General features: G+C 70.5%; 22 protein-coding genes. 9 read left to right on the top strand and 13 right to left on the bottom strand.

Annotated elements, in window-relative coordinates:
* Positions 1-56: 56 nt before the first annotated feature.
* The 7 genes from rplI to ACFVYA_RS18970 all read right to left on the bottom strand — a co-directional run bounded on the left by rplI (position 57) and on the right by ACFVYA_RS18970 (position 4,606).
* Positions 57-518 carry a 50S ribosomal protein L9 gene (gene rplI, locus ACFVYA_RS19000; RefSeq protein WP_387046504.1) on the bottom strand — a complete coding sequence of 154 codons (462 nt, stop codon included), beginning with the start codon at positions 516-518 and terminating at the stop codon, positions 57-59.
* Positions 519-532: 14 nt separating this feature from the next.
* Entirely contained in the window at positions 533-781 is a 249-nt protein-coding gene (gene rpsR / locus ACFVYA_RS18995) for a 30S ribosomal protein S18 (RefSeq protein WP_003098744.1), read from the bottom strand.
* A 41-nt stretch (positions 782-822) separates the two neighbouring features.
* Complete coding sequence (locus tag ACFVYA_RS18990; RefSeq protein ID WP_387046502.1) at positions 823-1,338, bottom strand: single-stranded DNA-binding protein; 516 nt, start codon at positions 1,336-1,338, stop codon at positions 823-825.
* 17 nt (positions 1,339-1,355) lie between these two features.
* Entirely contained in the window at positions 1,356-1,682 is a 327-nt protein-coding gene (gene rpsF / locus ACFVYA_RS18985) for a 30S ribosomal protein S6 (RefSeq protein WP_176742059.1), read from the bottom strand.
* A gap of 115 nt (positions 1,683-1,797) precedes the next feature.
* Positions 1,798-2,694 (bottom strand): hypothetical protein, encoded by an 897-nt coding sequence (locus tag ACFVYA_RS18980; RefSeq protein ID WP_387046500.1) that lies wholly within the window; start codon positions 2,692-2,694, stop codon positions 1,798-1,800.
* Between the two features lie 85 nt (positions 2,695-2,779).
* Positions 2,780-3,691, bottom strand: a complete 912-nt coding sequence (locus ACFVYA_RS18975; RefSeq protein ID WP_387046499.1) for a hypothetical protein — start codon at positions 3,689-3,691, stop codon at positions 2,780-2,782.
* Positions 3,692-3,808: 117 nt separating this feature from the next.
* Positions 3,809-4,606 (bottom strand): hypothetical protein, encoded by a 798-nt coding sequence (locus ACFVYA_RS18970; protein WP_387046497.1) that lies wholly within the window; start codon positions 4,604-4,606, stop codon positions 3,809-3,811.
* Between the two features lie 115 nt (positions 4,607-4,721).
* Here ACFVYA_RS18970 and ACFVYA_RS18965 point away from each other — a divergent pair, with 115 nt between their 5' ends.
* Positions 4,722-5,495, top strand: coding sequence for a deoxyribonuclease IV (locus tag ACFVYA_RS18965; RefSeq protein WP_285987437.1), 774 nt, complete (start codon positions 4,722-4,724; stop codon positions 5,493-5,495).
* Here ACFVYA_RS18965 and ACFVYA_RS18960 read toward each other — a convergent pair.
* Positions 5,492-7,042 carry a glycosyltransferase family 87 protein gene (locus ACFVYA_RS18960; RefSeq protein WP_387046495.1) on the bottom strand — a complete coding sequence of 517 codons (1,551 nt, stop codon included), beginning with the start codon at positions 7,040-7,042 and terminating at the stop codon, positions 5,492-5,494. The two genes, ACFVYA_RS18965 and ACFVYA_RS18960, sit on opposite strands and share 4 nt — an antisense overlap.
* 48 nt (positions 7,043-7,090) lie before the next feature.
* Complete coding sequence (locus ACFVYA_RS18955) at positions 7,091-8,149, bottom strand: ROK family transcriptional regulator (RefSeq protein WP_387046514.1); 1,059 nt, start codon at positions 8,147-8,149, stop codon at positions 7,091-7,093.
* A gap of 55 nt (positions 8,150-8,204) precedes the next feature.
* Here ACFVYA_RS18955 and ACFVYA_RS18950 point away from each other — a divergent pair, with 55 nt between their 5' ends.
* Positions 8,205-9,251, top strand: a complete 1,047-nt coding sequence (locus tag ACFVYA_RS18950; RefSeq protein ID WP_387046493.1) for a Gfo/Idh/MocA family oxidoreductase — start codon at positions 8,205-8,207, stop codon at positions 9,249-9,251.
* 66 nt (positions 9,252-9,317) lie between these two features.
* On the opposite strand, the gene ACFVYA_RS18945 is transcribed toward ACFVYA_RS18950, so the two are convergent.
* From ACFVYA_RS18945 to ACFVYA_RS18935, 3 genes are all read right to left on the bottom strand, one after another.
* Entirely contained in the window at positions 9,318-11,462 is a 2,145-nt protein-coding gene (locus ACFVYA_RS18945; RefSeq protein ID WP_387046492.1) for a transglycosylase domain-containing protein, read from the bottom strand.
* A 298-nt stretch (positions 11,463-11,760) separates the two neighbouring features.
* Positions 11,761-14,445, bottom strand: a complete 2,685-nt coding sequence (locus tag ACFVYA_RS18940) for a transglycosylase domain-containing protein (RefSeq protein ID WP_387046490.1) — start codon at positions 14,443-14,445, stop codon at positions 11,761-11,763.
* 67 nt (positions 14,446-14,512) lie between these two features.
* On the bottom strand, positions 14,513-14,908 hold the full coding sequence (locus tag ACFVYA_RS18935) for a DUF5318 domain-containing protein (RefSeq protein ID WP_285987432.1): 396 nt from the start codon (positions 14,906-14,908) through the stop codon (positions 14,513-14,515).
* Positions 14,909-15,153: 245 nt separating this feature from the next.
* Here ACFVYA_RS18935 and ACFVYA_RS18930 point away from each other — a divergent pair, with 245 nt between their 5' ends.
* The 4 genes from ACFVYA_RS18930 (at position 15,154) to ACFVYA_RS18915 (ending at position 18,173) form a co-directional block, all read left to right on the top strand.
* Positions 15,154-15,699 carry a PadR family transcriptional regulator gene (locus tag ACFVYA_RS18930; RefSeq protein WP_086679623.1) on the top strand — a complete coding sequence of 182 codons (546 nt, stop codon included), beginning with the start codon at positions 15,154-15,156 and terminating at the stop codon, positions 15,697-15,699.
* Between the two features lie 72 nt (positions 15,700-15,771).
* Positions 15,772-16,860, top strand: a complete 1,089-nt coding sequence (locus ACFVYA_RS18925) for an inositol-3-phosphate synthase (RefSeq protein WP_387046488.1) — start codon at positions 15,772-15,774, stop codon at positions 16,858-16,860.
* A gap of 90 nt (positions 16,861-16,950) precedes the next feature.
* Positions 16,951-17,481, top strand: a complete 531-nt coding sequence (locus ACFVYA_RS18920; protein ID WP_285987431.1) for an RNA polymerase sigma factor — start codon at positions 16,951-16,953, stop codon at positions 17,479-17,481.
* The gene (locus tag ACFVYA_RS18915) at positions 17,478-18,173 is read left to right on the top strand and encodes a hypothetical protein (protein ID WP_387046486.1); all 696 of its coding nucleotides are present in this window, start codon (positions 17,478-17,480) and stop codon (positions 18,171-18,173) included. The genes ACFVYA_RS18920 and ACFVYA_RS18915 overlap by 4 nt, the downstream gene beginning before the upstream one ends.
* Here ACFVYA_RS18915 and ACFVYA_RS18910 read toward each other — a convergent pair.
* Positions 18,166-18,804: an HAD family hydrolase gene (locus ACFVYA_RS18910; RefSeq protein ID WP_387046484.1), complete on the bottom strand. Its 639-nt coding sequence runs from the start codon at positions 18,802-18,804 to the stop codon at positions 18,166-18,168. The genes ACFVYA_RS18915 and ACFVYA_RS18910 overlap by 8 nt on opposite strands.
* Before the next feature lie 66 nt (positions 18,805-18,870).
* On the opposite strand from ACFVYA_RS18910, the gene ACFVYA_RS18905 reads away from it, so the two are divergent.
* The 3 genes from ACFVYA_RS18905 (at position 18,871) to ACFVYA_RS18895 (ending at position 22,705) form a co-directional block, all read left to right on the top strand.
* On the top strand, positions 18,871-19,329 hold the full coding sequence (locus ACFVYA_RS18905) for a MarR family winged helix-turn-helix transcriptional regulator (RefSeq protein WP_387046483.1): 459 nt from the start codon (positions 18,871-18,873) through the stop codon (positions 19,327-19,329).
* Entirely contained in the window at positions 19,319-20,536 is a 1,218-nt protein-coding gene (locus tag ACFVYA_RS18900; protein WP_387046481.1) for an MFS transporter, read from the top strand. Before ACFVYA_RS18905 ends, ACFVYA_RS18900 begins: the two co-directional genes overlap by 11 nt.
* A gap of 108 nt (positions 20,537-20,644) precedes the next feature.
* Positions 20,645-22,705 carry a PhoX family protein gene (locus ACFVYA_RS18895; RefSeq protein WP_387046480.1) on the top strand — a complete coding sequence of 687 codons (2,061 nt, stop codon included), beginning with the start codon at positions 20,645-20,647 and terminating at the stop codon, positions 22,703-22,705.
* The last annotated feature ends 20 nt before the right edge of the window (positions 22,706-22,725 follow it).

The following is a 22,725-nucleotide window of genomic DNA, read 5'->3' as shown; positions in this document are numbered from 1 at the left end:
GCGTCCCGGTGTGGGACGCCCCGCCTGTGGAACAGCCGGATCTTGCTGTCGTCGCCTTACTGCGCGACGGCCTTGACCTCGAGCCGCACCTCGACCTTGACGTCCGGGTGGAGCCGGGCGCCGACCGAGTGCTTGCCCACGGTCTTGATGTGGTCGCGCAGCTCGATGATGCGCTTGTCGAGGAGCGGGCCACCGGCCGCCTTGATCGCGTCGACGATCTCGGCCGAGGTGATCGAGCCGAAGAGCTTCTTCGAGCCCTCGGCCGCCTTGCCGGTGAGCTGGATGGCGCCGAGGCCCTCCAGCGTCGCCTTGATCTCCTTGGCGTGGTCGAGGTCGCGGATGCGACGGCTCTCCTGCGCGCGCTGGATGGTGCGCACGTTCTTCTCCGCGCCCTTGGAGGCCGCGATCGCGTAGCCCCGCGGGAGCAGGTAGTTGCGCGCGTAGCCGTCCTTGACCTCGACGATGTCGCCGGGGCCGCCCAGGTTGGCCACGTCCGTGGTGAGGATGATCTTCGCCATTTCAGTGCCCTCCCTTAGCGCGCGGTCGAGGTGTAGGGCAGCAGCGCCATCTCGCGGGAGTTCTTGACCGCGATGGCGATGTCACGCTGGTGCTGGCTGCAGTTGCCGGTGACGCGACGGGCACGGATCTTGCCGCGGTCGGAGATGTACTTCCGCAGCAGGTTGGTGTCCTTGTAGTCGATCAGTTCCGGGCGGCCCTTCTTCTCGGCCTTGCAGAACACGCAGACCTTCTTCTTGGGCTTGCGAATGGGTGGCTTGGCCACTGTCTACTCCTGGAAATTCAAATCTGTGGATGTGTACGAGATCAGAAGGGAGGCTCGTCCGAGAAGCCGCCGCCGCCACCGCTGCTGGCGGCCGGGGCGGAACCCCACGGGTCGTCGGCCGGCATTCCGCCGCCGCCACCGCGGTTTCCACCGCCACCGCCGCCGCCGAAGTCACCGCCGCCGCCGCCACCGCGGCTGACCTTGTTGACCTTGGCCGTGGCGTAACGCAGCGAGGGGCCGATCTCGTCGACCTCGAGCTCGACGACGGTCCGCTTCTCGCCTTCCTTCGTCTCGAACGACCGCTGCTTCAGGCGGCCCTGCACGACGACGCGGGCGCCGCGGGTCAGGGACTCGGCGACGTTCTCCGCCGCCTGGCGCCAGATGTTGCAGCGCAGGAACAGCGCTTCGCCGTCCTTCCACTCGCCCGACTGCTTGTCGAGCGTGCGGGGCGTGGACGCGACGGTGAAGTTCGCGACCGCCGCACCGGACGGGGTGAAGCGCAGCTCCGGGTCGGACGTCAGGTTGCCGATCACCGTGATGACGGTGTCTCCAGCCATCGGGATTCCCCTTCGGCTCAGGCCTTGGCGGCGGCGGGCTTGGCCGCGGCGCGCTTGACCTCGCGACGCATGACCTTGGTGCGGAGCACGGTCTCCTGCAGCGAAAGCTGGCGGTCCAGCTCCTTCACCGCGTCCGAGGACGAGTTCAGGTCCAGCAGGGCGTAGATGCCCTCCGCGTGCTTCTTGATCTCGTACGAAAGCCGGCGCCGGCCCCAGACGTCGACCTTCTCGACGCTTCCGCCCGAAGTGCGGATCACGTTGAGGAAGGTGTCCAGCGTCGGAGCGACAGTGCGCTCGTCGAGCGTGGGGTCCAGGATGACCATTACCTCGTAATGGCGTGACACAACCACTCACCTCCTATGGGCTCGCGGTCACGGACTGTCCGTGACAGGAGGGTTTGTCCAGGTAAGGCTACCTGGGGGTATCGAGGAGACCGGACAGCGGGTCTCTTCTCGGGGGTCAGGCGGCCCGGCGCAGGACCCAGGTGCGGACGAGCCCGGCGGTGACGCCGGCGAGCACGATCACCGCGATCAGCATGGGCAGCTGCACGTCGTTCGGCGCGCTGTTCGAGGCCAGCGACTGCGCGTTGCCGGCGTCGCGGATGTCCACGCCCTGGCCGCTCTGGTCGCCCGCGCCCGCCTGCGGGGCGGACGCGTCGCCGGGGAGGGTGCCGTTCGCCGGGTAGCGCACGCCCGGGGCGACGGCCGTGCCGGCGGTCGCCGTGGGGATGCCGCTGTAGTCGCGCATCGGGGCGCTGCCGCCCGTGCCGCCGGCCGTGCCCGGGTTGAGGTTCGAGAGGTTGCCCGACGCGCCGCCGGGGGTGGTGCCGGTACCGCCCTGCGGGGTGCCGGCGTTCTGCGGGGTGGGCGTGCTCGGCGCCACGTAGTTGCCGGCGAGCAGCGTCAGGCCACAGCCCTTGGCGACCGTGGTCTCCACGCTGTTCAGAGTCTTGTTCCAGTCGAGCCCGAGTCCCCACGTGCCGGAGTTGGCGAGCGCGGTGCGCACCGCCTTGCCGATCTCGGCGCCGGTCGCCTCGCCGCCCGCCGAGTTCGGGATCTGGCCCACCGGGATCGAGTGGTTCTTGGCGATGGAATCGCCGGCCCAGCTGCCGATCGCGACGGTGCCTGCGTCGTTGGCACCCTTGGTGACCAGTGCCTTGACCGAAGCTCCGTCGATCGCCACCTGGTCGCCCATCTGGCCGGTGACCGAACCCGTGCAGCTGTTGCTGACGAGGGTCGTCGCGGCGGAGGCGGTACCCGCGGAGAGGAACGCGCCGCCGGTCACGAACGCGGCGACGGCGGTGACGGTCAGTGCACGGCGGGTCGTCTGCCAGGTGGGGATCTTCCGCACGAGCACTGTCCTCCAGGGAATTACGGGGGCGTCGTTCCGGGCAACACCAGAATGAACGAGGGAGATACGTGAAAGATACTCGGCAGTTGGATCAATTCGCAGCGGCCATTCGGCGGAGCACCCACGTGCGGACGAGTCCCGCACTGACTCCGGAAAGGGCCAGGACCGCGATCAGCAGCGGCAACTCCGACCCGTTGGTGAAGCCGTCCGACGCCGAGGGTAGCGCTTCGGCCTGGCCGGCGGTTTGGACGCCGGAGTCGCGGTCCGACGCGCCGTCCGGACCGGTGAGGCCGTACTGCGGGGCGTAACCCGGGATCTGGCTGCCGTACCGGATCGCCGGCGACGGGGTGAACAGCCCGGCCGTCGCGAACGGGATGCCGCTGTAGTCGCGCATCGGGGCGTAGCCCGTGCCGAGGGTGAACGGGAAGCCGCCGAACACCGGGGTGCTCGCGAAGCCGGGCAGGAGCGGGCTGTTCGCGTCCGGGATCGGGGTGGTGCCCGCCGGGGTGCCGCCCTGCTGCGGCGCGCCCCCGGACCCGCTCTGGGCCGGTGGCTGCTGCTGCGGGTTCCCATCCGTGCCGCCAGGTTGCTGCGGCGCGGGCTGACCGCCGCCGCTGAGCGAGCGGAGGCCCTGCTGGGTGCCGCCGGTCACGCCCTGGACGCCCTGGTTGATGGCGCTCGCCGCGGGCGCGCCGACCACCGGCACCGGCGAGACGACGGTGTTCACCACGTTCACGGTGACCTGGCAGAGCGTGCCGAGGATGGCGTTGATCGTCCCGGTCAGCACCTTCGTGCCTTCGGTGACGACGCCGAGGTTGAGCGGGAGGCCGAGCAGCGGTGTCGTGGCCTTGACGGTGTCTCCGGGCTTGGCGCTGATCGTGTCACCGCACTTGGCCGTGATCGTGTCCGCCGAGGCGGTGCCGGGCAGCCCGAGCACGGCCGAACCCGCGAGGACGACCGCCGCCGCACCGACCGCTGTAGCCCTCCGTGTTCGATCCTGCATGCTCGCCGCCCCTGGTCTCGTCGCCTACCTACCAGTACAACGACGTTAAGGCAGCCGGGTGACGCCCGCTCGCTCAAAAATGTCCGGCATTCGGGTGGAAGCCGAGGTCACCGTGCGTCAGGCGGGGCTGCGGCGGATCCAGGCCCGGACGAGCGCGGCCGCGACGATCGCCAGCGCCAGCACCGCGAGCAGCATCGGCAGCTTCGCCGGTGGGGTGACACCCGGCAGGGCCTCCGCCGTGCCGGACCGCTGGGCGTCGACGGTCGGCGGCGGGACCTGCTGGCCCGGGATGATCTGCGCGATCACCGGCGCCTGCACCAGGCTGCCCGGCAGCAGCGCCGCGTTGGTGAAGATGCCCGAGATCGCGTCGCCCGGCAGGCCCGCGTTCCCCTGCCCGGTGACCACCGGGCCGATGCTCGAGCCGGGCGGGTTCGGCCCCGGGCTCGGCGGGTTCGGGTTCGGGTTCGGCGGGGTCGGGCCCGGCGGAGCGGGCGGAGCCGGCTTGGAAGGGCCCGGCGGCAGTTCGGCGGCCACGCCCTGCGTCAGGTTGCCGACCGCGTTGACCGTGCCCTGCGCGACCGGGCAGACGCCCTTCGCCGCGGCGTCACCGACCAGCGGCAGCCGGCCGATGCCGAGCGCCTTCACCGTGTCGCCGAGCGGGAGCGTGAGCAGGGGGGCCGAGCCGTTCGTGTTCCGCGAACTCGAGTCGAGGCCGACGGTGAGCTGGTTCGGGGCGTTCAGCGGGGCGCCGGCGTCGAGCACCAGGCCGTTCGCGCTCCCCTGCTGCAGCGTGGCCTGGCAGTCCCCGCCCAACGTGGGGCTGGGGGCGGCGCTCGCCACGCCCGGCGCGGCCAGCACGGCCGAAGCGGCGATCGTGAAACCCAGCGCGGTGATCCGGGTGACGTGCTTTGCCATCATGCCCCTCCGGCAGTCGGACCGATCTGGATCACGGAACGCGCTCACGGTACTCCACCAGCGTCACCAACCGGGCCCACCGGCCGGAATCGGGCCCCGGAGTAGCGTGCTCGGCATGCTGATTGGCGCCCATGTCCGTGACGACGACCCGCTGGCCGCGGTCGTCGAGCGCAAAGCCGACGTCGTCCAGTTCTTCCTCTCCGACCCGCAGGGCTGGAAGGCCCCGAAGCCGCACCCGCACGGCGAAGCCATCCAGGCCGACCCGGTCGAGGTGTTCATCCACTCGCCGTACCTCATCAACGTGGCTTCGCTGAACAATCGGATCCGGATCCCGTCCCGGAAGAACGTCACGCAGCACGCGGACGGTGCGGCCGCGATCGGCGCGAAGGGCCTGATCGTGCACGGCGGGCACGTCGGCGCGAACGACGACGCCGAGGCCGGTCTGGACAACTGGCGCAAGCTGTTCGAGCGCGAGCAGGAAAAGGGCGGCTTCAAGGTCCCGATCCTGATCGAGAACACCGCCGGCGGCGAGAACGCGATGACCCGCGACCTCGACGTCATCGCCCGGTTGTGGGACAAGGTCGGCGAGTTCGGCGCCGGGTTCTGCCTGGACACCTGCCACGCGTTCGCCGCGGGCTGGGACCTCGCCACCGCCGTCGAGAAGGTCAAGGCCATCACCGGCCGGATCGACCTGGTGCACCTCAACAACTCCCGCGACGAGTTCGGCTCGACCCGGGACCGGCACGCCAACGTCGTCAAGGGCGAGGGCACGATCGACCCCGAGGTGCTGGTCGCCGTCGCCCGCGAGGCGGGTGCCCCGGTCGTCGTCGAGACCCCGGCCGATGGGCAGGCCGCCGACATCGCCTACCTGCGCGAACAGCTGGGTTAGACGGTCACGGTCCGCCGGCGGCGCCGGGTGGCGTTCGGGATGATCACGTCCCGGGCGCCGTCGAGGAAGCCGCCGGCCGGGTCGTCCTCGCCCTCCATCCGCACCAGGTCGGTGGCCGGGCGGTAGATCTCCCGGACGACCAGCACGCAGAGGCCGATGACGGCGAGGTCGCGGACCACGACCGTGCCGAGGAACCAGCCTTCGGGCAGGCCCTTGTGGTCGACGCCGAGGTAGTAGAACATCCGCGGCACCCAGACGACGGCGTCGATCAGCATCCAGCCGAGCAGCAGCCGCCAGCGCGGGATCGCGAGCACCGCCAGCGGGACCAGCCACAGCGAGTACTGCGGGCTCCACACCTTGTTCGTCAGCAGGAACGCGGCCACGACGAGGAACGCGAGCTGGCCGACGCGCGGCCGGCGTGGCGCGGCCAGCGCGAGGTAGGCGATCCCGGCGCAGCAGGTCAGGAACAGCACGGCCACCGTGAGGTTCAGGTACGCCGGCGTCTGGTTCTTCTGCAGCACGCCGTCGAACCCGGCCCAGCCGGTGGTGGACGAGAAGACGTTGTACAGCGAGTCCGGGTCCATCGGCCGCAGGGTGCTCATCCGGAAGAACTCCCACCAGCCGCGGGTCGCGGTGAGGATGAACGGCGCGTTCACCGCCAGCCACGTCACCACGGCGGCGCCCGCGGTCTTCCAGAACGGCGTCAGCTTGCCCGCGCGCAGGCACAGCGCGAACAGCACGCCGAGCAGGAAGAGCGGGTAGAGCTTCGCCGTCGCGCCCAGCCCGAGCAGGACGCCGGCGAGCAGCGGGCGCTTCCGCGCCCAGGCGAGCAGGCCGGTCGCGGTGAACGCGGTCGCGAGCGCGTCGAAGTTGGTGAACGCGTGCACCAGCACCAGCGGCGAGATCGCCACCAGGACCATGTCCCACGGGCGGCGTCTCACCGTCCGGCCGGTCGCCCACACCGTGACCAGCCACGCGACCGCCAGGAAGAACGCCGTGATGTCGAAGTAGACCGCCACCGGCAGCGCGCCGGGCAGCCAGCCGGACTCGGCGACGTTCAGCCAGCCCGCCGCGAGCTTCGCGTTCGCCCACTGGAAGAGGCCGGTGAGCACCGGGTACTCCATGTACCGGGTGTTGTTCTCGGCGGTCTGCGAGCTTTCCGTCCACGACGTGTAGTACGGGAAGGTGCCCGGCCGGTCGAGCCGCTCGGAGCCGTAGAGCGGCACGATGTCGGAGTAGCACATGGCCACGAACGGGCGGCCCGCGCGCCAGTCGAGCTGGGTGGCGCCGCTGGAGTCCTGGTACTGCTGGATGCAGGAGCCCTTGCCGAACCAGCACAGCATCAGCGCCAGGGTGGCCAGCAGCAGCCCGACGCGCTGCGGCGACCAGAACCAGTGCCTGCCGACTGCCGCGTGCTCACCGAGCGGGCCGCCGAGTGGCCTGGTGACCGCCGCCGCGAGCGGCTCGTTCCAGCTCGGGACGACGCGTTCCGCCCGGGTCAGCGTCACCGGGCCGGGTTCCGGCTCCCGCGTGGTCTCCTCTGGCACGAGGCGGATCGTATCGGTGATCGGCGTGCGCGGTGGTGCAGCCGGTGATCATGCCGGATTCGCGTAGTACGAGGCCAGCACCTCCGCGGCCGCGCCGCGGGTGACGATCTCCTCGCCGGAGCCGTCTTCGACGACCTCGATCCGCTGCCAGTGCGGCAGCGGCAGCAGTTCCCCGAGCCGGGCCGAGACGGCTTCCCGGTGGACGTCCGGCTCGTCCCGGACCGCCCGCCCGGCCAGCACGATCCGCTCGAGGTCGAGCACCTGCACCAGGTCGGCCAGCCCGATGCCGAGGAAGCCGGCGGCGGTCCGGGTGTCCGGTGCCCGCTTGGCCATGATCTCGACGCAGCCGCGTCGCCCGCAGGCGCAGCGCGGCCCGTCGTAGGCGATCGTGGTGTGCCCGAACTCACCCGCGTTGGTCCGCGGGCCGCGGTAGAGCCGCCCGTCGATCAGCAGGCCGACGCCGATGCCGGTGCCGACGAGCACCACCGCGGTCGCCGTCGGCTCGCCGTGCGGCCAGAGCCGGGCGAACGCGGCGGCGTTGGTGTTCTTGTCGAGCGTCACCGGCAGCCCGGTGCGCTGCTCCAGCAACTCCCGCAGGGGCACGTCGCGCCAGCCGGGCATGTTCGTCGCGTCGCGGACCAGGCCGGCGCGGTGGTCCAGCGGGCCGACCGCGCCGAGGCCGAGGCCGAGCACGTCGAAGCCGTCGGCGAGTTCGAGGGCCGTGGTCGCGATGGCGTCGACGGCCTGCGCGGGCGTGAAGCCGGGTGGCAGCGGGCCGCCCGCCGTCTCCTCCACCTCGCCGATGAGGTTGGCGCGCAGCACGCGGTACTCGTCGCGGTCGAGGCGCGCGCCGAGTGCGTGCTTGGCGCCCGCCCGGATGCGCAGCGCCGTGCGGGGCTTGCCCACGCCGGCGGACGGCTGCCGCTGCTCGTCCAGCAGGCCGGTGTCGAGCAGTTCGGGAACGATCTTGGAGACGGCCTGCTGGGTGAGCCCGGTGCGTTCGGCGAGTTCGACCCGGCTGAGGCCGCCGGCGCGCAGGATGTGCGTGAGCAGCAGGACACGGTTGTGCTCGCGCACGTCGCGCAGGTTCACCCCGGTGTCCGCCATGGACAGGATCTTCGCACGTCTGGCCAATTAGGCAACGCTGTTGTTTAATAACGGCATGGCGGACGACTTGCGCGTGGGCATCCTCGGGTACGGCATCGGGGGCCGCGTCTTCCACGCGCCCCTGGTGGCGGCGACGCCCGGGCTCACCCCGGCGGTGATCACGACGTCGGGCAACGCCGCGCAAGCCCGCATCGACCACCCGGGCGCGGAGATCGTGCCGGACGCCGACGCGTTGTTCGAGCGGGCGGGCGATCTCGACCTCGTCGTGGTCAGCACGCCCAACCGCACGCACGTGCCGCTCGCGCTCCGCGCGATCGAAGCCGGCTTGCCGGTGGTCGTCGACAAGCCGTTCGCGCCGACCGCGGCCGAAGCCGAACAGGTCGTCGACGCGGCGAAGGCGGCGGGCGTCGGCCTGACGGTCTTCCAGAACCGGCGGCTCGACTCCGACTTCCTCACCGTGCGGAAGGTCCTCGATTCGGGACGGCTCGGCGAGGTGTTCCGCTTCGAGTCCCGCTACGACCGCTGGGTGCCGAAGCCCAAGGACAACTGGCGCGAGTTCGGCGACCCGGCCGAAGCCGGTGGTCTGCTCTACGACCTCGGCGCGCACATCGTCGACCAGGCGCTGCAGCTGTTCGGCCCGGTCACCCGGGTCTACGCGGAGGTCGACCGCCGCCGGGCCGGCGTCCAGGTCGACGACGACGTCTTCGTCGCGCTGCACCACGCGAACGGCGTCCGGTCGCACCTGTGGGCGACCGCGCTGGCCGGCACGCAGAACCCGCGGTTCCGGGTGCTCGGTGACCGGGCGACCTTCACCAAGTACGGCCTCGACGTGCAGGAACCGCAGATCAAGGCGGGCCTGCGCCCCGGCGACGCGGGCTGGGGCACCGAGCCCGCGGCGGACGCCGGGAAGCTCGGCGTCGGCCCGGAAATCGAGACCGTGCCCACCGAGGTCGGCCGCTACGAGCAGTTCTACGCCCAGGTGCGCGACGCCCTGCGTGGCGAAGGCGAGTTCCCGGTCGACCCGGCGTCGTCGGTCGAGGCCCTGCGCGTGATCGAGGCGGCCCGCCGCGCCGGTGTCGAAGGCACCGTGGTCGAGCTCTGACCCCCTGACCGGCCGTGACCTCGGTGACCCCCAGCTCCGAGGTCACGGCCACCTCCCCCGGCCCGGTCACGGGCCGAAGTTCGCCTGGCCGGTGTCGTTCCCGTTGCCGCGGCCGGGGCCCCGGCCGTCGCGCCGGTCGTTGCCGCGCACGCGGTCCTGCTGTTGTTGTTGCTGTTGCTGCTGGTTGCCGTCACCGCGGCCGATCGTGAAGCGCTGGTCCTGCTGCTGTTGAGGCAACTGTTGCTGTTGTTGTTGCTGCTGCTGGAACTGAAGCTGGAGCTGCAGCTGGTCGTCCTGCGGCGCGGTGATCGCCTGGACCCGGTCGAAGCGCTCGGCCGGTTTCCCGGTCAGGTAGAGCTGCATGAACCGCTGCCACACCGGACCGGCCACGACGGACGGGGTCAGCGGCTGCCCGGTCGGGCCGCGCAGCGCCTTGTCGCCGTCACCGCCCACCCAGACCGCGGCGGAGACCGAGGGCGTGTAGCCCACCATCCACGTCTGCGAGTTCGTGTTCGCCGCGGACGCGGGTTCGTCGTCGCCCGGCGTGTGCTGCTGGGTGCCGGTCTTGCCCGCGCACTCGTGGCCGGCCGGGCAGGTCAGCCGCGAGAACGGGATCACCGGCGCCAGCGCGGCGGTCACGTTCCCGGCGATCTGCCGGCTCTTGCCGCGGTCGTTGTCCGCGAAGGCGTCCGTCGCGCGCACGTCGGCCTCGTAGGCGGTTTCGCCCTGGGCATTCGTCACCTTCTGCACGAAGTGGCGGCCGTGCTGGACACCGCCGGCGGCGAAGGTCGCGTACCCCGCGGCCATGTCCGCCGGCGTGACCGCGGTCTGGCCGCCGCCGATGGAGATGTTGTTGTCCCCGGTGAACAGCACGCTGCGGCCGCCGTTGTCCTTCGTCCGGATGCCCGCCTCCTGCGCGGCTTCGGCCACGCCGCCCGGCTTGGTCACGTTGAGCACCATGTCGTAGAAGACGGTGTTGGTGGACCGCTGCATCGCCTCGGCCACCGTGCACTGCTCGGAGCAGCTGCTGGTGGTGCCGGCGTTGCGCACCGGCAGCGGCACGTCGGGGAACGTCCGCGGCGAGCGGCCGTCGAACACCGCGTTCAGCCCGCGGCCGCCCTTGAGGAACGCCGTGAGGTCGAACGGCTTCATCGACGACCCGGGGTTGTGCGGTTCGTCCGCCCAGTCGCGGCCGGCCTGGTCCTCGCCGTTCGGGCCCTTCACGATCGGCGCGCCGCCGTAGTAGGCGAGCACGCCGCCGGACTTCGGGTCGACGGCGACCAGCGCGTCGAGGATGCGGTCGTCGGTCTGCCCGGCCATCCCCTCGGCCACGGCCTTCTCGGCGGCTGCCTGCGCCTTCGAGTCGATCGTCGTGAACACCTGGAACCCGCCCGAGTAGTACTTCTCCTCGGGAATCCCCGCCGCGGCCAGCTCGGCCTTCACCTGCTTCCGGACGAACGGGTTGATCGCGTTCGCCTGCCGCGATTCGACCAGCGGGATCGGCGTCGGGAACCGCGCCGCCTTCCGGTCGGCGGGAGTGAGATAACCGTTGCGCTGCATGCGGTCCAACGCGGTGTTCCACCGGTCGCGGGCCACGGTCGCGTTCTCCGAACGGCCCGGTTGCTGGATCAGCCCGGCGAGCAACGCGGCCTCGGAGTAGTTCAGCTGGGCGGCGTCCTTGCCGAAGTACGCCTGCGCCGCCGCCTGGACGCCGTACCTGCCGCGGCCGAAGTAGATGGTGTTGAGGTAGGCGGTGATGATGTCCGCCTTCTGGTAGGTCTGGTTCATCTTGAACGACTTCGCGAGCTCGACCCACTTGCGGGTCAGCGTCGGCGCGTCGTCACCGGAGGAGACCTTGATGTACTGCTGCGAGATCGTCGAGCCGCCACCGGACCCGCCGGTGACCTGGTTGTAGGCGGCCCGCAGGATGCCGGAGACGTCGAAGCCGGAGTTGGTCTCGAAGGACGCGTCCTCGGTGGCGATCACGGCCTTCTTGACGACGTCCGGGATCTGGGCCGGGTCGAGGATCTGCCGGTTCCCGCCGGCGGGCACGTCCTTGCCCATCTCGGTGCCGTCGGCGTAGAGGTAGGTGACCGCCTGGCCCTGCGACTGCGCGACTTTGTCCGGTGAAGGCACGTCGACGGCGAAGTACGTGATCACGAAGGCGACCGCGGGCACCAGGAAGAACAGGCCGGACAAGACGTACAGCACCCGGCGCACCGTCTTCCAGCGGCGGTTGCGCCGGTCCGGTGGGGGGTTCGGGGTGACGTCGGCAGCGAGATCGTCCGGTGCGTCCGGTTCGTCCGGCCGCGGGAGCGGCCGGCGTGGCTGGTAGCGACCACGCGGAACCGGCCTCCGGCCGGACCTCGAGCGATTTCGGTCGGTGTACACGGGCCGTCCTCCGGTGGGCTGCGGGCGCAGACCCCTCGACACTCCACACGGACCACGGACGGCGGTGGTTCACCGAAAACGCGGAGACCCCGCACTCGAGAAGTGCGGGGCCTCGCGGTCATTCGTTTTCCGTGCCGGGTGGTCTGCCGAGCCCGTCACCGCCGCCGGGCAGCGACGGGGTCGTCCTACCCGGCGGGCCCGGCCGGGTCGACCGGGAAGTCGAGGTCTCGGTTTCGCTGGACGTCTCCGGGGGCGGCTGGGACGACGTCGTGCTCGGGGGCTCCGACGGCGTCGGTGTGTTCGAGGGCTTCTGCGGCGTCGTGGTCACCTCGTTGACGTCCTTGCCGAGCGGCTCGACCTTGTCGAACTTCTCCGCCGGCTTGCCCTTGAGGTAGAGGTTCAGGAAGTTCGCCCAGGTCGGGCCGGCGATCGTCGAACCGAAGATCGGCTTGCCCTTCGAGTCGTGCAGCGGCTGGTTGCCGTCGCCGCCGACCCACACCGCCGCGGACACCGACGGGGTGTAGCCCACCATCCACGTCTGGGCGTTGAGGTTGCCGTACGACGCGGGGTCGCCGTCCTTGGGCGAGTACTGCTGCGTACCGGTCTTGCCGGCGCACTCGTGGCCGGTGGGGCACTTCAGCTTCGAGTGCTCGATGACCGGCTTCAGCGCCTCGGTGACGTTGCCGGCGATCTGCTGGCTCTTCGCCGCGTCGTTGTCGAACGCCGGGTTGGATTTGATGTTGTTCTCGTCGAACTCCACCTCGTCCTGGGCGTTCGTCAGCTTCGAGACGAAGTGCTGCTCGTGGTAGACGCCGCCGCCGGCGAAAGACGCGTACGCCGAAGCCATGTCCCTGGGGGCGACCTGGGTCCTACCACCGCCGAGCGAGATGTTGTTGTCTCCGTCGAAGAGTGTGGCGGTGCCACCTTCGTCGGTCGTCCGGACACCGGCCTGCTTCGCCGCCGCCACGACCCCCTTCGGTTTCACCTTGTTGAACACCATGTCGTAGAACACGGTGTTCGCCGAAATCTCCATCGCCCGCGCGACCGTGCACTGCGGACCGCAGCTTTCGTTGTCGCCCGCGTTGCGGACCGGCTTGGCGACCCCGGGGAACTTGCGGTTGTCCGAGCCATCGAAAGTGTCGCCGAGGCCTCCGCCCATCTTGAGGAACCCGGTCAGGTCGAACGGCTTCATCGACGAGCCCGGGTTGCGGGCCTGGTTCGCCCGGTCCTGACCGATCGCGTCCTTCCCGTCCTTGTCCTTGACGGTTTCCGGGCCGTAGTTGTAGGCGAGGATCCCGCCGGTCTTCGGGTCCACGGCCACGAGCGCGGCGAGCAGTTTCTCGTCCGTCTGGCCCTTCATGCCCTCCTGAACGGCCTGGTCCGCCGCGTCCTGCGCCGCCGGGTCGATCGTGGTGTAGATCTTGGCGCCGGTGGCGAACAGCTTGGTCTCGTCGTAGCCCTTCGCGCCCAGCTCTTCCTTGATGCGCTGCTGGAGCTGGTAGGTCATCTTGCCCGAGTTCTCCTCCTTGTTGGAGTTCTTCGGGATCGGCGTCGGGAACTGCGCGGCCGCGCGTTCGTCGGGGCGCAGCCACTTGTTGGCCACCATCTGGTCCATCACGTACGTCCACCGGCGCTGGGCGTAGTCCTGGTTCTCCGATTTGCTCGGTCCCTGGATCAGGCCGGCCAGCAGCGCGGCTTCCGACGCGCTGAGGTCCTTGGCGTCCTTGTTGAAGAAGGACTTCGCGGCGGCCTGGATGCTGCTCGACCCGCGGCCGAAGTACACGATGTTCAGGTACCCGGTGATGATCTCTTCCTTGGACTGCTGGTTGTTCATCTTGAACGACTTCGCCAGCTCGGTCCACTTGCGGGTCAGCGTCGGGGCGTCGTTCTCCGTGGCCTTCTTGATGAACTGCTGGGAGATGGTCGACCCACCGCCCTGCCCGCCGGTGGCCTGGTTGAACACCGCGCGGAGGATGCCGGTGACGTCGAAGCCGGAGTTGGTCTCGAACGTCGCGTCCTCGGCCGCGTACACGGCGTGCTTGACGACGTCGGGGATCTCACCCGGCTTGAGCAGCTGGCGGTTGCCGCTCTTGGGCATTTCCTTCCCCATCACCGTCTTGCCGTCGGCGTAGTAGTAGGTGATCGGCTGGCTCTGCAGGGCAGCGACGCTCTCCGCCGTCGGCACGTCGACCATGAAGTAGGTGATCACGAACGCGATCGCGGGAACGACGAAGAAGACGCCGACGAAGGCGTAGGCGACCCGCCGGATGATCTTCCAGCGGCGCTTCTTCCGCTGCGCCGGCGTGAGGACCTTGCGGCCCTTCTCGTCGAGCTCCTGCTGGGGCTCGACGTCGTCGGCGAACTCGTCGAACCGGTCGTCGTCGTACGGCTCGTAGCCGTCTTCGGTCCCGTTGTGCGCGTGGTGGGTGATGAGATCCGGCTCACGTTCGGGTTCCGGTTCCGGACGGCGGCCGCCGGGCGGGGGCTGCCGGAAGCCCTGGGGCGGCGAGCCGGGGGGCTGACCGGGACGTCGGCCACCGGGCGGGGGCGGCTGGCGCCGGGCGTCCGCACCGCTCTGGCCGCGGGGCGCCTGCGGGCGTCGTGGCTGCTCACCGGGCCACTGCTGGCCACCTTCGTCGCCGGCGGGCCAGGCCGGACCGCCCTGCCCGGCGCCACCGCGCGCCGGGTTGGCGCGCCGGGGCGACTCACCGGGCCACGCCGGTCCCGCGTCTTCACCCGGCCACTGGGCGCGACGGGGTGCGTCTGGCTCCTGGTTCGGCCAGGAGCGGTTGTCGTCGGTCACGGATGGGCCTCCCGGATCAGTACCCGCAGGGGTACTGACCTGCGTGTTGCGATGGTCGTGCGGTGGCTCACCGGCCTGCGGTCCTTCGCGGACCGACCGGTTCCCCTGTGCCGAGGACGTATGACCGCACCAAGTGGTTCCAGTGGCATGCCCGGCACACTTCGACGTCGTACACGGTGAACTCGGCGAACGAGCCCGCCATCCTGGCCAGCTCTTCGGGTGTCCTGGCCGAGCCCGCGACGTGCTTGAGCTCGTCGCCGTAGACCCAGGACACCAGGGTCAGCGGCTCCTGGCGGCAGATCGGGCAGGGCAGGTCACCGTCCCGGCCGTGGAACTTCGCCGCTCGCAGCAGGTACGGGCTCGCGTCGCAGGCTTCGTGGCTGCCGACGCGCCCGGAGCGGACTTCGGCCAGCAGCGCACGGCGCTGCAGCGCGTAGTCCACGACCTGCCGCTGGTTAATCACGAGGACAGAGTACGGGCTCTTCCTGTGTCGTCCACGCCCCCTAGCGCCACCAAGCCCGTGACCGGGGCGGACACGCCGGACGTTCGATAACTCTCCGGTGAATTTCGTCCCCGATGGGTAATCGGGCGAGGTTAGCTTCGCCACTTCGATGTATCGGCGCGATATAGTGGCTGAGTAGGTTGGATCGAGGCGATCGTTCGGAGCAACGCGGCTCGTCTCGGTTTGTTCCCGGAAGGGGGTGCGGTGTGCTGGAGTTCGCGATCCTCGGTCTTCTGCACGAAGCGCCCATGCACGGGTACGTGCTGCGCAAGCGGCTGCACGAGACGCTCGGCACGTTCCGGACGTTCTCGTACGGCTCGCTGTACCCGACCCTGCGGAAGCTGCTGCGGGCCGGGTACCTGGTCGAAGAGCTGGACGAGGCCGACGACCGGGCGTGGTCGCGGCGCGGACGGCGGGTCTACAAGCTCACCGCGGAGGGCAAGGAGCGCTTCGGTGAGCTGCTCGGCGACGCCGGGCCGCAGACCTGGGACGACGAAGGTTTCGGCGTTCACCTGGCCTTCTTCTCGCGGACCCCGGCCGACGTGCGGATGCGGATCCTCGAGGGCCGCCGCCGCCGCGTCGAAGAACGCCGTGAGGGGATGCGGGCGGCGCTGGCCAGGGCCGAGGAGAAGATCGATCGCTACACCCGCGAGCTGCACCGGCTGGGGCTGGAGACCAGCGAGCGGGAGGTGCGCTGGCTCAACGAGCTGATCGCGCACGAACAAGCCGAACGGCAGGGTCCGGAGACCTGAGCCGCCCGGCCCGGGCCGCAGCGTGGCGGCACCAGACCTACTGAACAGACACGGATTGAAGGAGAAACCCCCATGGGCGAGAACCGCCGCGTACGGGTGGCCATCGTGGGCGTCGGCAACTGTGCGGCGTCGCTGGTCCAGGGTGTCCAGTACTACCGCGACGCGGACCCGGCCACCCGCGTCCCCGGTCTGATGCACGTCGACTTCGGCGGCTACCACGTCCGCGACATCGAGTTCGTCGCCGCGTTCGACGTGGACGCCAAGAAGGTCAGCCGCGACCTGTCCGAGGCGATCTTCGCCTCCGAGAACAACACCATCAAGATCGCCGACGTGCCGCCCCTTGGCGTCACCGTCCAGCGCGGCCACACCCACGACGGGCTCGGCCGCTTCTACCGCGAGACGATCGAGGAGTCCGACGAGACCCCGGTCGACATCGTCGCCGCGCTGCGCGAGGCCGAAGCCGACGTGCTCGTGTCGTACCTGCCGGTGGGCTCCGAGGTGGCCGACAAGTTCTACGCCCAGGCCGCGATCGACGCCGGTGTGGCGTTCGTCAACGCGCTGCCGGTGTTCATCGCCTCCGACCCGGAGTGGGCGAAGAAGTTCGAAGACGCCGGCGTCCCGATCGTCGGTGACGACATCAAGTCCCAGGTCGGCGCCACCATCACGCACCGCGTGCTGGCGAAGCTGTTCGAGGACCGCGGCGTCCAGCTCGACCGGACGATGCAGCTCAACGTGGGCGGGAACATGGACTTCCTGAACATGAAGGAGCTCGAGCGGCTCGAGTCGAAGAAGATCTCGAAGACCCAGTCCGTCACGTCGCAGGTCGACCGCGACCTCGGCAAGGGCAACGTGCACATCGGCCCGTCGGACTACGTGCAGTGGCTCGACGACCGCAAGTGGGCCTACGTCCGGCTCGAGGGCCGCGCGTTCGGCGACGTGCCGCTGAACCTGGAGTACAAGCTCGAGGTGTGGGACTCGCCGAACTCGGCGGGCATCATCATCGACGCGGTGCGTGCGGCAAAGATCGCGCTCGACCGCGGCATCGGCGGCCCGATCCTGTCGGCGTCGTCGTACTTCATGAAGTCGCCGCCGGAGCAGTACGACGACTCGACCGCGCGCGACGCCGTCGACAAGTTCATCCGCGGCGAGCTCGAGCGGTAAAGCTGTCATCGTCGAAGGCCGTCACCGCTGGTGGCGGCCTTCTTCGCGTGGTCCACTAAACCGGTGGGGCGGGGTGGGCGTTGGCGGGGTGTGAGTGCGAGTGTGGGCGAAAGCGCGCCGGGGGACCTGGGCGTGCCGACCTTCCACGACCTCTTCCGCGAGTACTTCGGCCAGATGACCCGGCTGGCCCACCTGCTCGGCGCGGACGACGCGGAGAACGTGGCGCAGGAGGCCTTCGTCAAGCTCCACCAGCGCTGGGACTCCCTGACCGACCACTCGCGGGTGGCCGGCTACCTCCGCACGATCGTGGTGAACATGTCGCGGTCGCGGACCCGGCACCTGCGCGTCGTCCGGCGGACCCCGCAGGAGCGGCCGCCGGACGAGCTGTCGGCCGAGGTCAGGGCGGTGGCGAACTGGGAGCACCAGCGGCTGCGCGCGGTGCTGGCGCGGCTGTCCCGCCGACAGCGCGAGGTGCTGGTGCTCCGCTACTGGCTGGACCTCAGCACGGCGGCCATCGCGGAGACCCTGGGCATCTCCCAGGGCACGGTGAAGGCGACGACGCACCACGCGATGGAGAATCTGCGCAAGCACCTGGGGGACGACCTGGGAGGTGAGCGATGACCGACCTCGAACGCAAGCTGGCCGAGACGCTGCGGGAGCAGGCCGGGGAGGTCACGCCCAACCTCGACGCGGCCTGGGCGGAGCAGCAGCGAAGGCAGCGGCGGCCGGTGAGGCGTCGCCGGGCGGCGGTGTGGGCCGCCCCGCTGGCGGCGGTGATGGTGGTGCTGACCAGCGTGTTGCTGGCCACGCAGCTGAACACCGCTCCGAGCCCGGCACCGGAGCCGGCGGCCCGCCCGGGACAGGAACTGGTGCTCGCGCAGCCCCTGATCTCGCCGCCCTTGAGCGCCCCGGGTGAGCCGAAGGCCCTCACCGACTTCGTGGGGCAAACGGACGCCTGGACCTCGTATGCCTCCCAAGCCCTCGACACCACGGGACGGCCCGTGTTCTGCGTCGAGGCGCTGCCCAAGGGAGCGACCCACGGCGGCCCGGACTCGAACTTCGGCGTCGAGTCGCCGTCGTGCGTTCCCGTGTCGGGTCGTCCCGTGAGCGCCGGGTACGTCGGCAAGAACGGCGGGCCGCTGCCCGCTGGCAAGGCGGTTTTCCTCGTCGACCGGGCGGTGCACGTGCTGCGCCTCTACGACGCCGCGGGTGATCTGAGCCAAGCCAGGGTGGTCGCCTCGGTGGACTTGGGCCAGGTGTTCCTCGCCGACGTGAACCCGGGTTCGCCGCCGGTGCGCTTCGAGGTCAGCTGAGCCCCAGCGCCCCCGGCAAGTCGGTGATCTTCTCCACCACCGCCGTGGCCTGCTTCAGCACCTCGGGATCCGGCGGAAAATGCGGGTTCGGCACCGCGTACACCGCCATCCCCGCCGCCAACGCCGACCGCAGCCCGTTCGTCGTGTCCTCGACCGCCGCGCAATCCTGCGGTGGCACCCCCAGCAGCTCGGCCGCCCTCAGATACACGTCCGGCGCCGGCTTCCCCGCCCCGACCTGCTCGGACGACACCGCCGCCCCCACCGGGAGGCCCGTCACGTCCAGGAACCCCTTGATCAGGATCACCGGCGACGAGCTCGCGATCGCCACCGGCCACCGCGCCGACACCTGCCGGACGACGTCCACCGCCCCCGGGATCAACGGTGGCTCCGCCGCGTACCGCGCCGCCATCCGCTTGACCACCACCGTTGCGATCTCCGGTGGCGTGAGCTGCGCGCCCAGCTCCTCCACCAGGTAACGCGCCCACTCCGGGGTGCTCATCCCCTGCTGCGCGCGGGTCGCCTCCTCGCGCCAGGTGCCGCCGTGCTCGGCGACCACCGCGCGCCGCACTTCGTCCCAGATCCGCTCGGAGTCCACCAGTACGCCGTCGAGGTCGAAGATCACCGCGTCCATGGCCCGAGCCTAGCCTGTGAGCCGACTTACTTAGCTACCCTTACTAAATTTTGTTAGCCTGGCTAAGTGACTTCCGCGATCACCGATCTCGCCCACCGGCTGCGGCCGCTGGTCTTCCGCCTGTACCACCAGGTGCGCCGCCAGACCCCGCAGCTGACGCTGACCCTCACCCAGGGTTCGGTGCTGAGTGAGCTGGTCAACGGCGGTCCGCGCCGGATGAGCGCGCTGGCCGAGTTCGAACGGGTCAAGCTGCCGTCGATGACCGACGTCGTCGGCCGGCTCGAACGGCTCGGGCTCGCGACGCGCCGGCCGGACCCCGCCGACGGCCGTGCGGTGCTGGTCGAGGTCACCGACGAGGGCCTACGTTTTTACGCCGAACTGGTGACGGCTCGCGAGGAGTTCCTCCGCGAGCGGCTCATCGCCATGGACGAAACCGACCGCGCCGCGATCGAAGCCGCCCTGCCCGCCCTCGCCAAATTGCTCGTCGACACCAAGAAGGAGGAACTGATCAGCGATGAGCGCTGAACACCACTCGAGCCTGCTGGACGCCGTCAAGGGCCAGCCCAAGCAGGTGTGGATCACCGCGTTCGCCGCGGTCATCGCCTTCATGGGGATCGGGCTCGTCGACCCGATCCTGCTGTCCATCGCCAAGGGCCTGGATGCGACGCCGTCCCAGGTCACCTTGCTCTTCTCGTCCTACCTCGGCGTCCAGGTCGTCGCGATGCTGCTCACCGGTGCGGCGAGCGCCCGCTTCGGTGCGAAGCGCACCGTGCTCGTCGGGCTCACGTTGATCGTCGCCGCCACCGCCCTCTGCGCGGCCGCCGGGTCGATCGAACAGCTCGTCGGGCTGCGCGCGGTCTGGGGTCTCGGCAACGCGTTCTTCATCGCGACCGCGCTTTCGGTGATCGTCGGCGCCGCGACCGGCGGCCAGTCCGGCGCGATCCTGCTCTACGAGGCCGCTCTCGGCGTCGGCCTGTCGGTCGGCCCGCTGCTGGGCGCGCTGCTCGGCCGCATCTCGTGGCGCGGCCCGTTCCTCGGCACCGCGATCCTGATGGCCGGCGCGCTGGTGCTGTGCGCGGTCTTCCTCGACAGCGACAAGCACGAGCGGCGGGCCCCGATTAAGCTGCTCGACCCCCTGCGCGCGCTGAAGCACACCGGCCTGCTGCGCACCTCCGTCGCCTCGGCGCTGTACACCGCCGCGTTCTTCGCGGTGCTCGCCTGGTCGCCGTTCGTCCTCGGCTGGAGCGCGATCGCCGTCGGCCTGGTGTTCTGCGGCTGGGGCCTGTGCGTCGCCGTCGCCGGGGTCGCCCTCGCGCCGCGGCTGGCCGCCAAGCTCGGCGAGCGGCACGCCGCCGCGGCCGCCGTCTTCGGGTACGCCGTGCTGATGCTGGTCCTCGCCGTGCCGAGCAAGCCGGTGCTCGTTGCCGGGATCATCGTCTCCGGGCTGGTGTCCGGCCTGCTGAACACGCTGTTCACCGGCACCGCGATGGCGATCAGCGACGCGCCGCGCCCGGTCGCCAGCGCGGGCTACAACTTCTGCCGCTGGCTGGGTGGCGCGGTCGCCGCGACGCTCGTCGGGCACGTCGCCGAGTGGTTCGGCTCGCCGCAGGCGCCGTTCGTCGCCTCGGCCGTGCTGTGCGTCGTCGCGGGTGCGCTGCTCTCGCTGCGGGAGAAGAAGGCGGACCCGCACACCTTGCCGCAGGAGGCGGTGCTCGTCGGCGAAGAGTTCTGACGCGGCCGATCGGGGTGGCGGTACACCCGATGTTCATCTGAATGTCCGGAACGGCTGGTTTTCGGAGCTTAGGTTCGGTTCGTTCCCGAACCCCACCATGGAGGCGAAGTGCTCGACCGCCTGCTCCCGCTGTTCCCCGCTCACCCGGGTGGCCGCTCCCCGATCACCTGCGAATACCGCTGCGGCAACGCGTGCGCGCACCCCGAGGCCAACGAATCCGGCAACGAGTACTTCGGCGACGTCGTCAAGGACATCTCCCGCCGCCGGATCTTCAAGGCGGGCGCCGTGATGGCCGCCGCCGCGGGCGGGTTCGCCGCGCTGTCGGGAACCGCGGCCGCCGCGCCCGCGCAGAAGCCGCGCCCGCGCCCGGTGCCTGGCACCGACTTCACGCCGGTCCCGCCGAACAAGCTCGACGCGGTCAGCATCCCCGACGGCTACGCCCAGCGCGTCGTCGTCCGCTGGGGTGACCCGGTCGTCGCGGGTGCGCCGAAGTTCGACTTCACCAAGCAGACCGCGGCCGCGCAGGCCGAGCAGTTCGGCTACAACAACGACTTCGTCGGCCTGATCCCGCAGGACCCGCTGGGCCTGTCGAACCTGCTCGTGGTCAACCACGAATACACGACCGAGGTCCACATGTTCCCGGCCGACCAGTACGACCCGGCCAACCCGACCGAGGAGCAGGTGAAGATCGCCTGGGCCGCGCACGGCCTCTCGGTGCTGCAGGCGCGCCGCGACCCGATCCACGGCGGCCTCGAGGTCGTCCCCAGCCGGTACGGCCGCCGGATCACCCTCGACACGATCTTCGAGGTCCGTGGCCCTGCCGCCGGCTCGAAGTACCTCAGGACCTCGGCGGACCCGAGCGGGCGGAAGGTCCGCGGCACGCAGAACAACTGCTCCGGTGGCGTGACGCCGTGGGGCACGGTGCTCTCCGGCGAGGAGAACTTCGACCAGTACTTCGCCAACTCCGACAAGGTCACCGACCCGGTCGCGGCCGCGCGGCTCAAGCGCTACTCCGTCGGCGCCGGCACGAGCACCCGCAAGTGGGAGCGGTTCGACAAGCGCTGGGATGTCGCGCAGGAGCCCAACGAGCCGAACCGGTTCGGCTGGGTCGTCGAGATCGACCCCAACGACCCGAACTCGACGCCGGTCAAGCACACCGCGCTCGGCCGGTTCAAGCACGAGGCCGCGAACATCAAGATCACCGCCGACGGCCGGGTCGCCGTCTACTCCGGGGACGACAGCCGGTTCGAATACATCTACAAGTTCGTCTCGAAGGGCAAGTACAAGCCGGGCAACAGCGCGCACGCGCGGCGGCACAACTCGGCGTTGCTCGACGAGGGCACGCTCTACGTCGGCCGCTTCACCGGCGACAGCCCGGCCGCGGAGATCGACGGCAAGGGCACGCTGCCCGCCGACGGCGAGTTCGACGGCACCGGCGAGTGGATCCCGCTCGCGAGCGGCGACAAGTCCTTTGTGGACGGCTTCACCGCCGAAGAGGTCTACGTCTTCACGCGCCAGGCCGCGGACCAGGTGGCCGCCACGAAGATGGACCGGCCGGAAGACATCGAGCCGAACCCGGTCAACGGCCGGATCTACGCGGCGCTGACCAACAACAGCGACCGCGGCGCGACGGGCAAGGCCGGTGCCGACGAGCCGAACCCGCGGGTGGGCAACAAGAACGGCCACGTCCTGGAGTGGGAGGAGGACTGCGGCGACGCGGCGTCGACCCGGTTCTCCTGGCGGCTGCTGCTGGTCTGCGGCGATCCCCAGGCGGCGGACACCTACTTCGGCGGTTTCCCGAAGGACCAGGTCAGCCCGATCTCCTGCCCGGACAACGTGGCCTTCGACCGGCACGGAAACCTGTGGATCTCCACCGACGGCAACGCCCTCGGCGCGAACGACGGCCTGTTCTCGGTGCCGGTCGCCGGTCCGGAGCGCGGGCACGTCAAGCAGTTCCTGTCGGTGCCGGTCGGCGCCGAGACGTGCGGCCCGGTCGTGACGGACAACCTGGTGCTCGTGGCGGTCCAGCACCCGGGTGAGAACGCGACGAGCTCGGCGAACCCGACGTCGCACTGGCCGGACGGCGGCACCGCGCAGCCGCGGCCGGCCATCGTCTCGGTGTGGAAGAAGGGCCGCTTCGGGCTGCCCGGCCGCATCGGCGAGCGCTGACGCAGCGGTCCGCGCCGGCC

Origin of the sequence: Amycolatopsis sp. NPDC058278, assembly GCF_042881395.1 — a bacterium.
Taxonomy (GTDB): Bacteria; Actinomycetota; Actinomycetes; order Mycobacteriales; family Pseudonocardiaceae; genus Amycolatopsis.
This window is presented reverse-complemented; position numbering and strand designations above follow the sequence as displayed.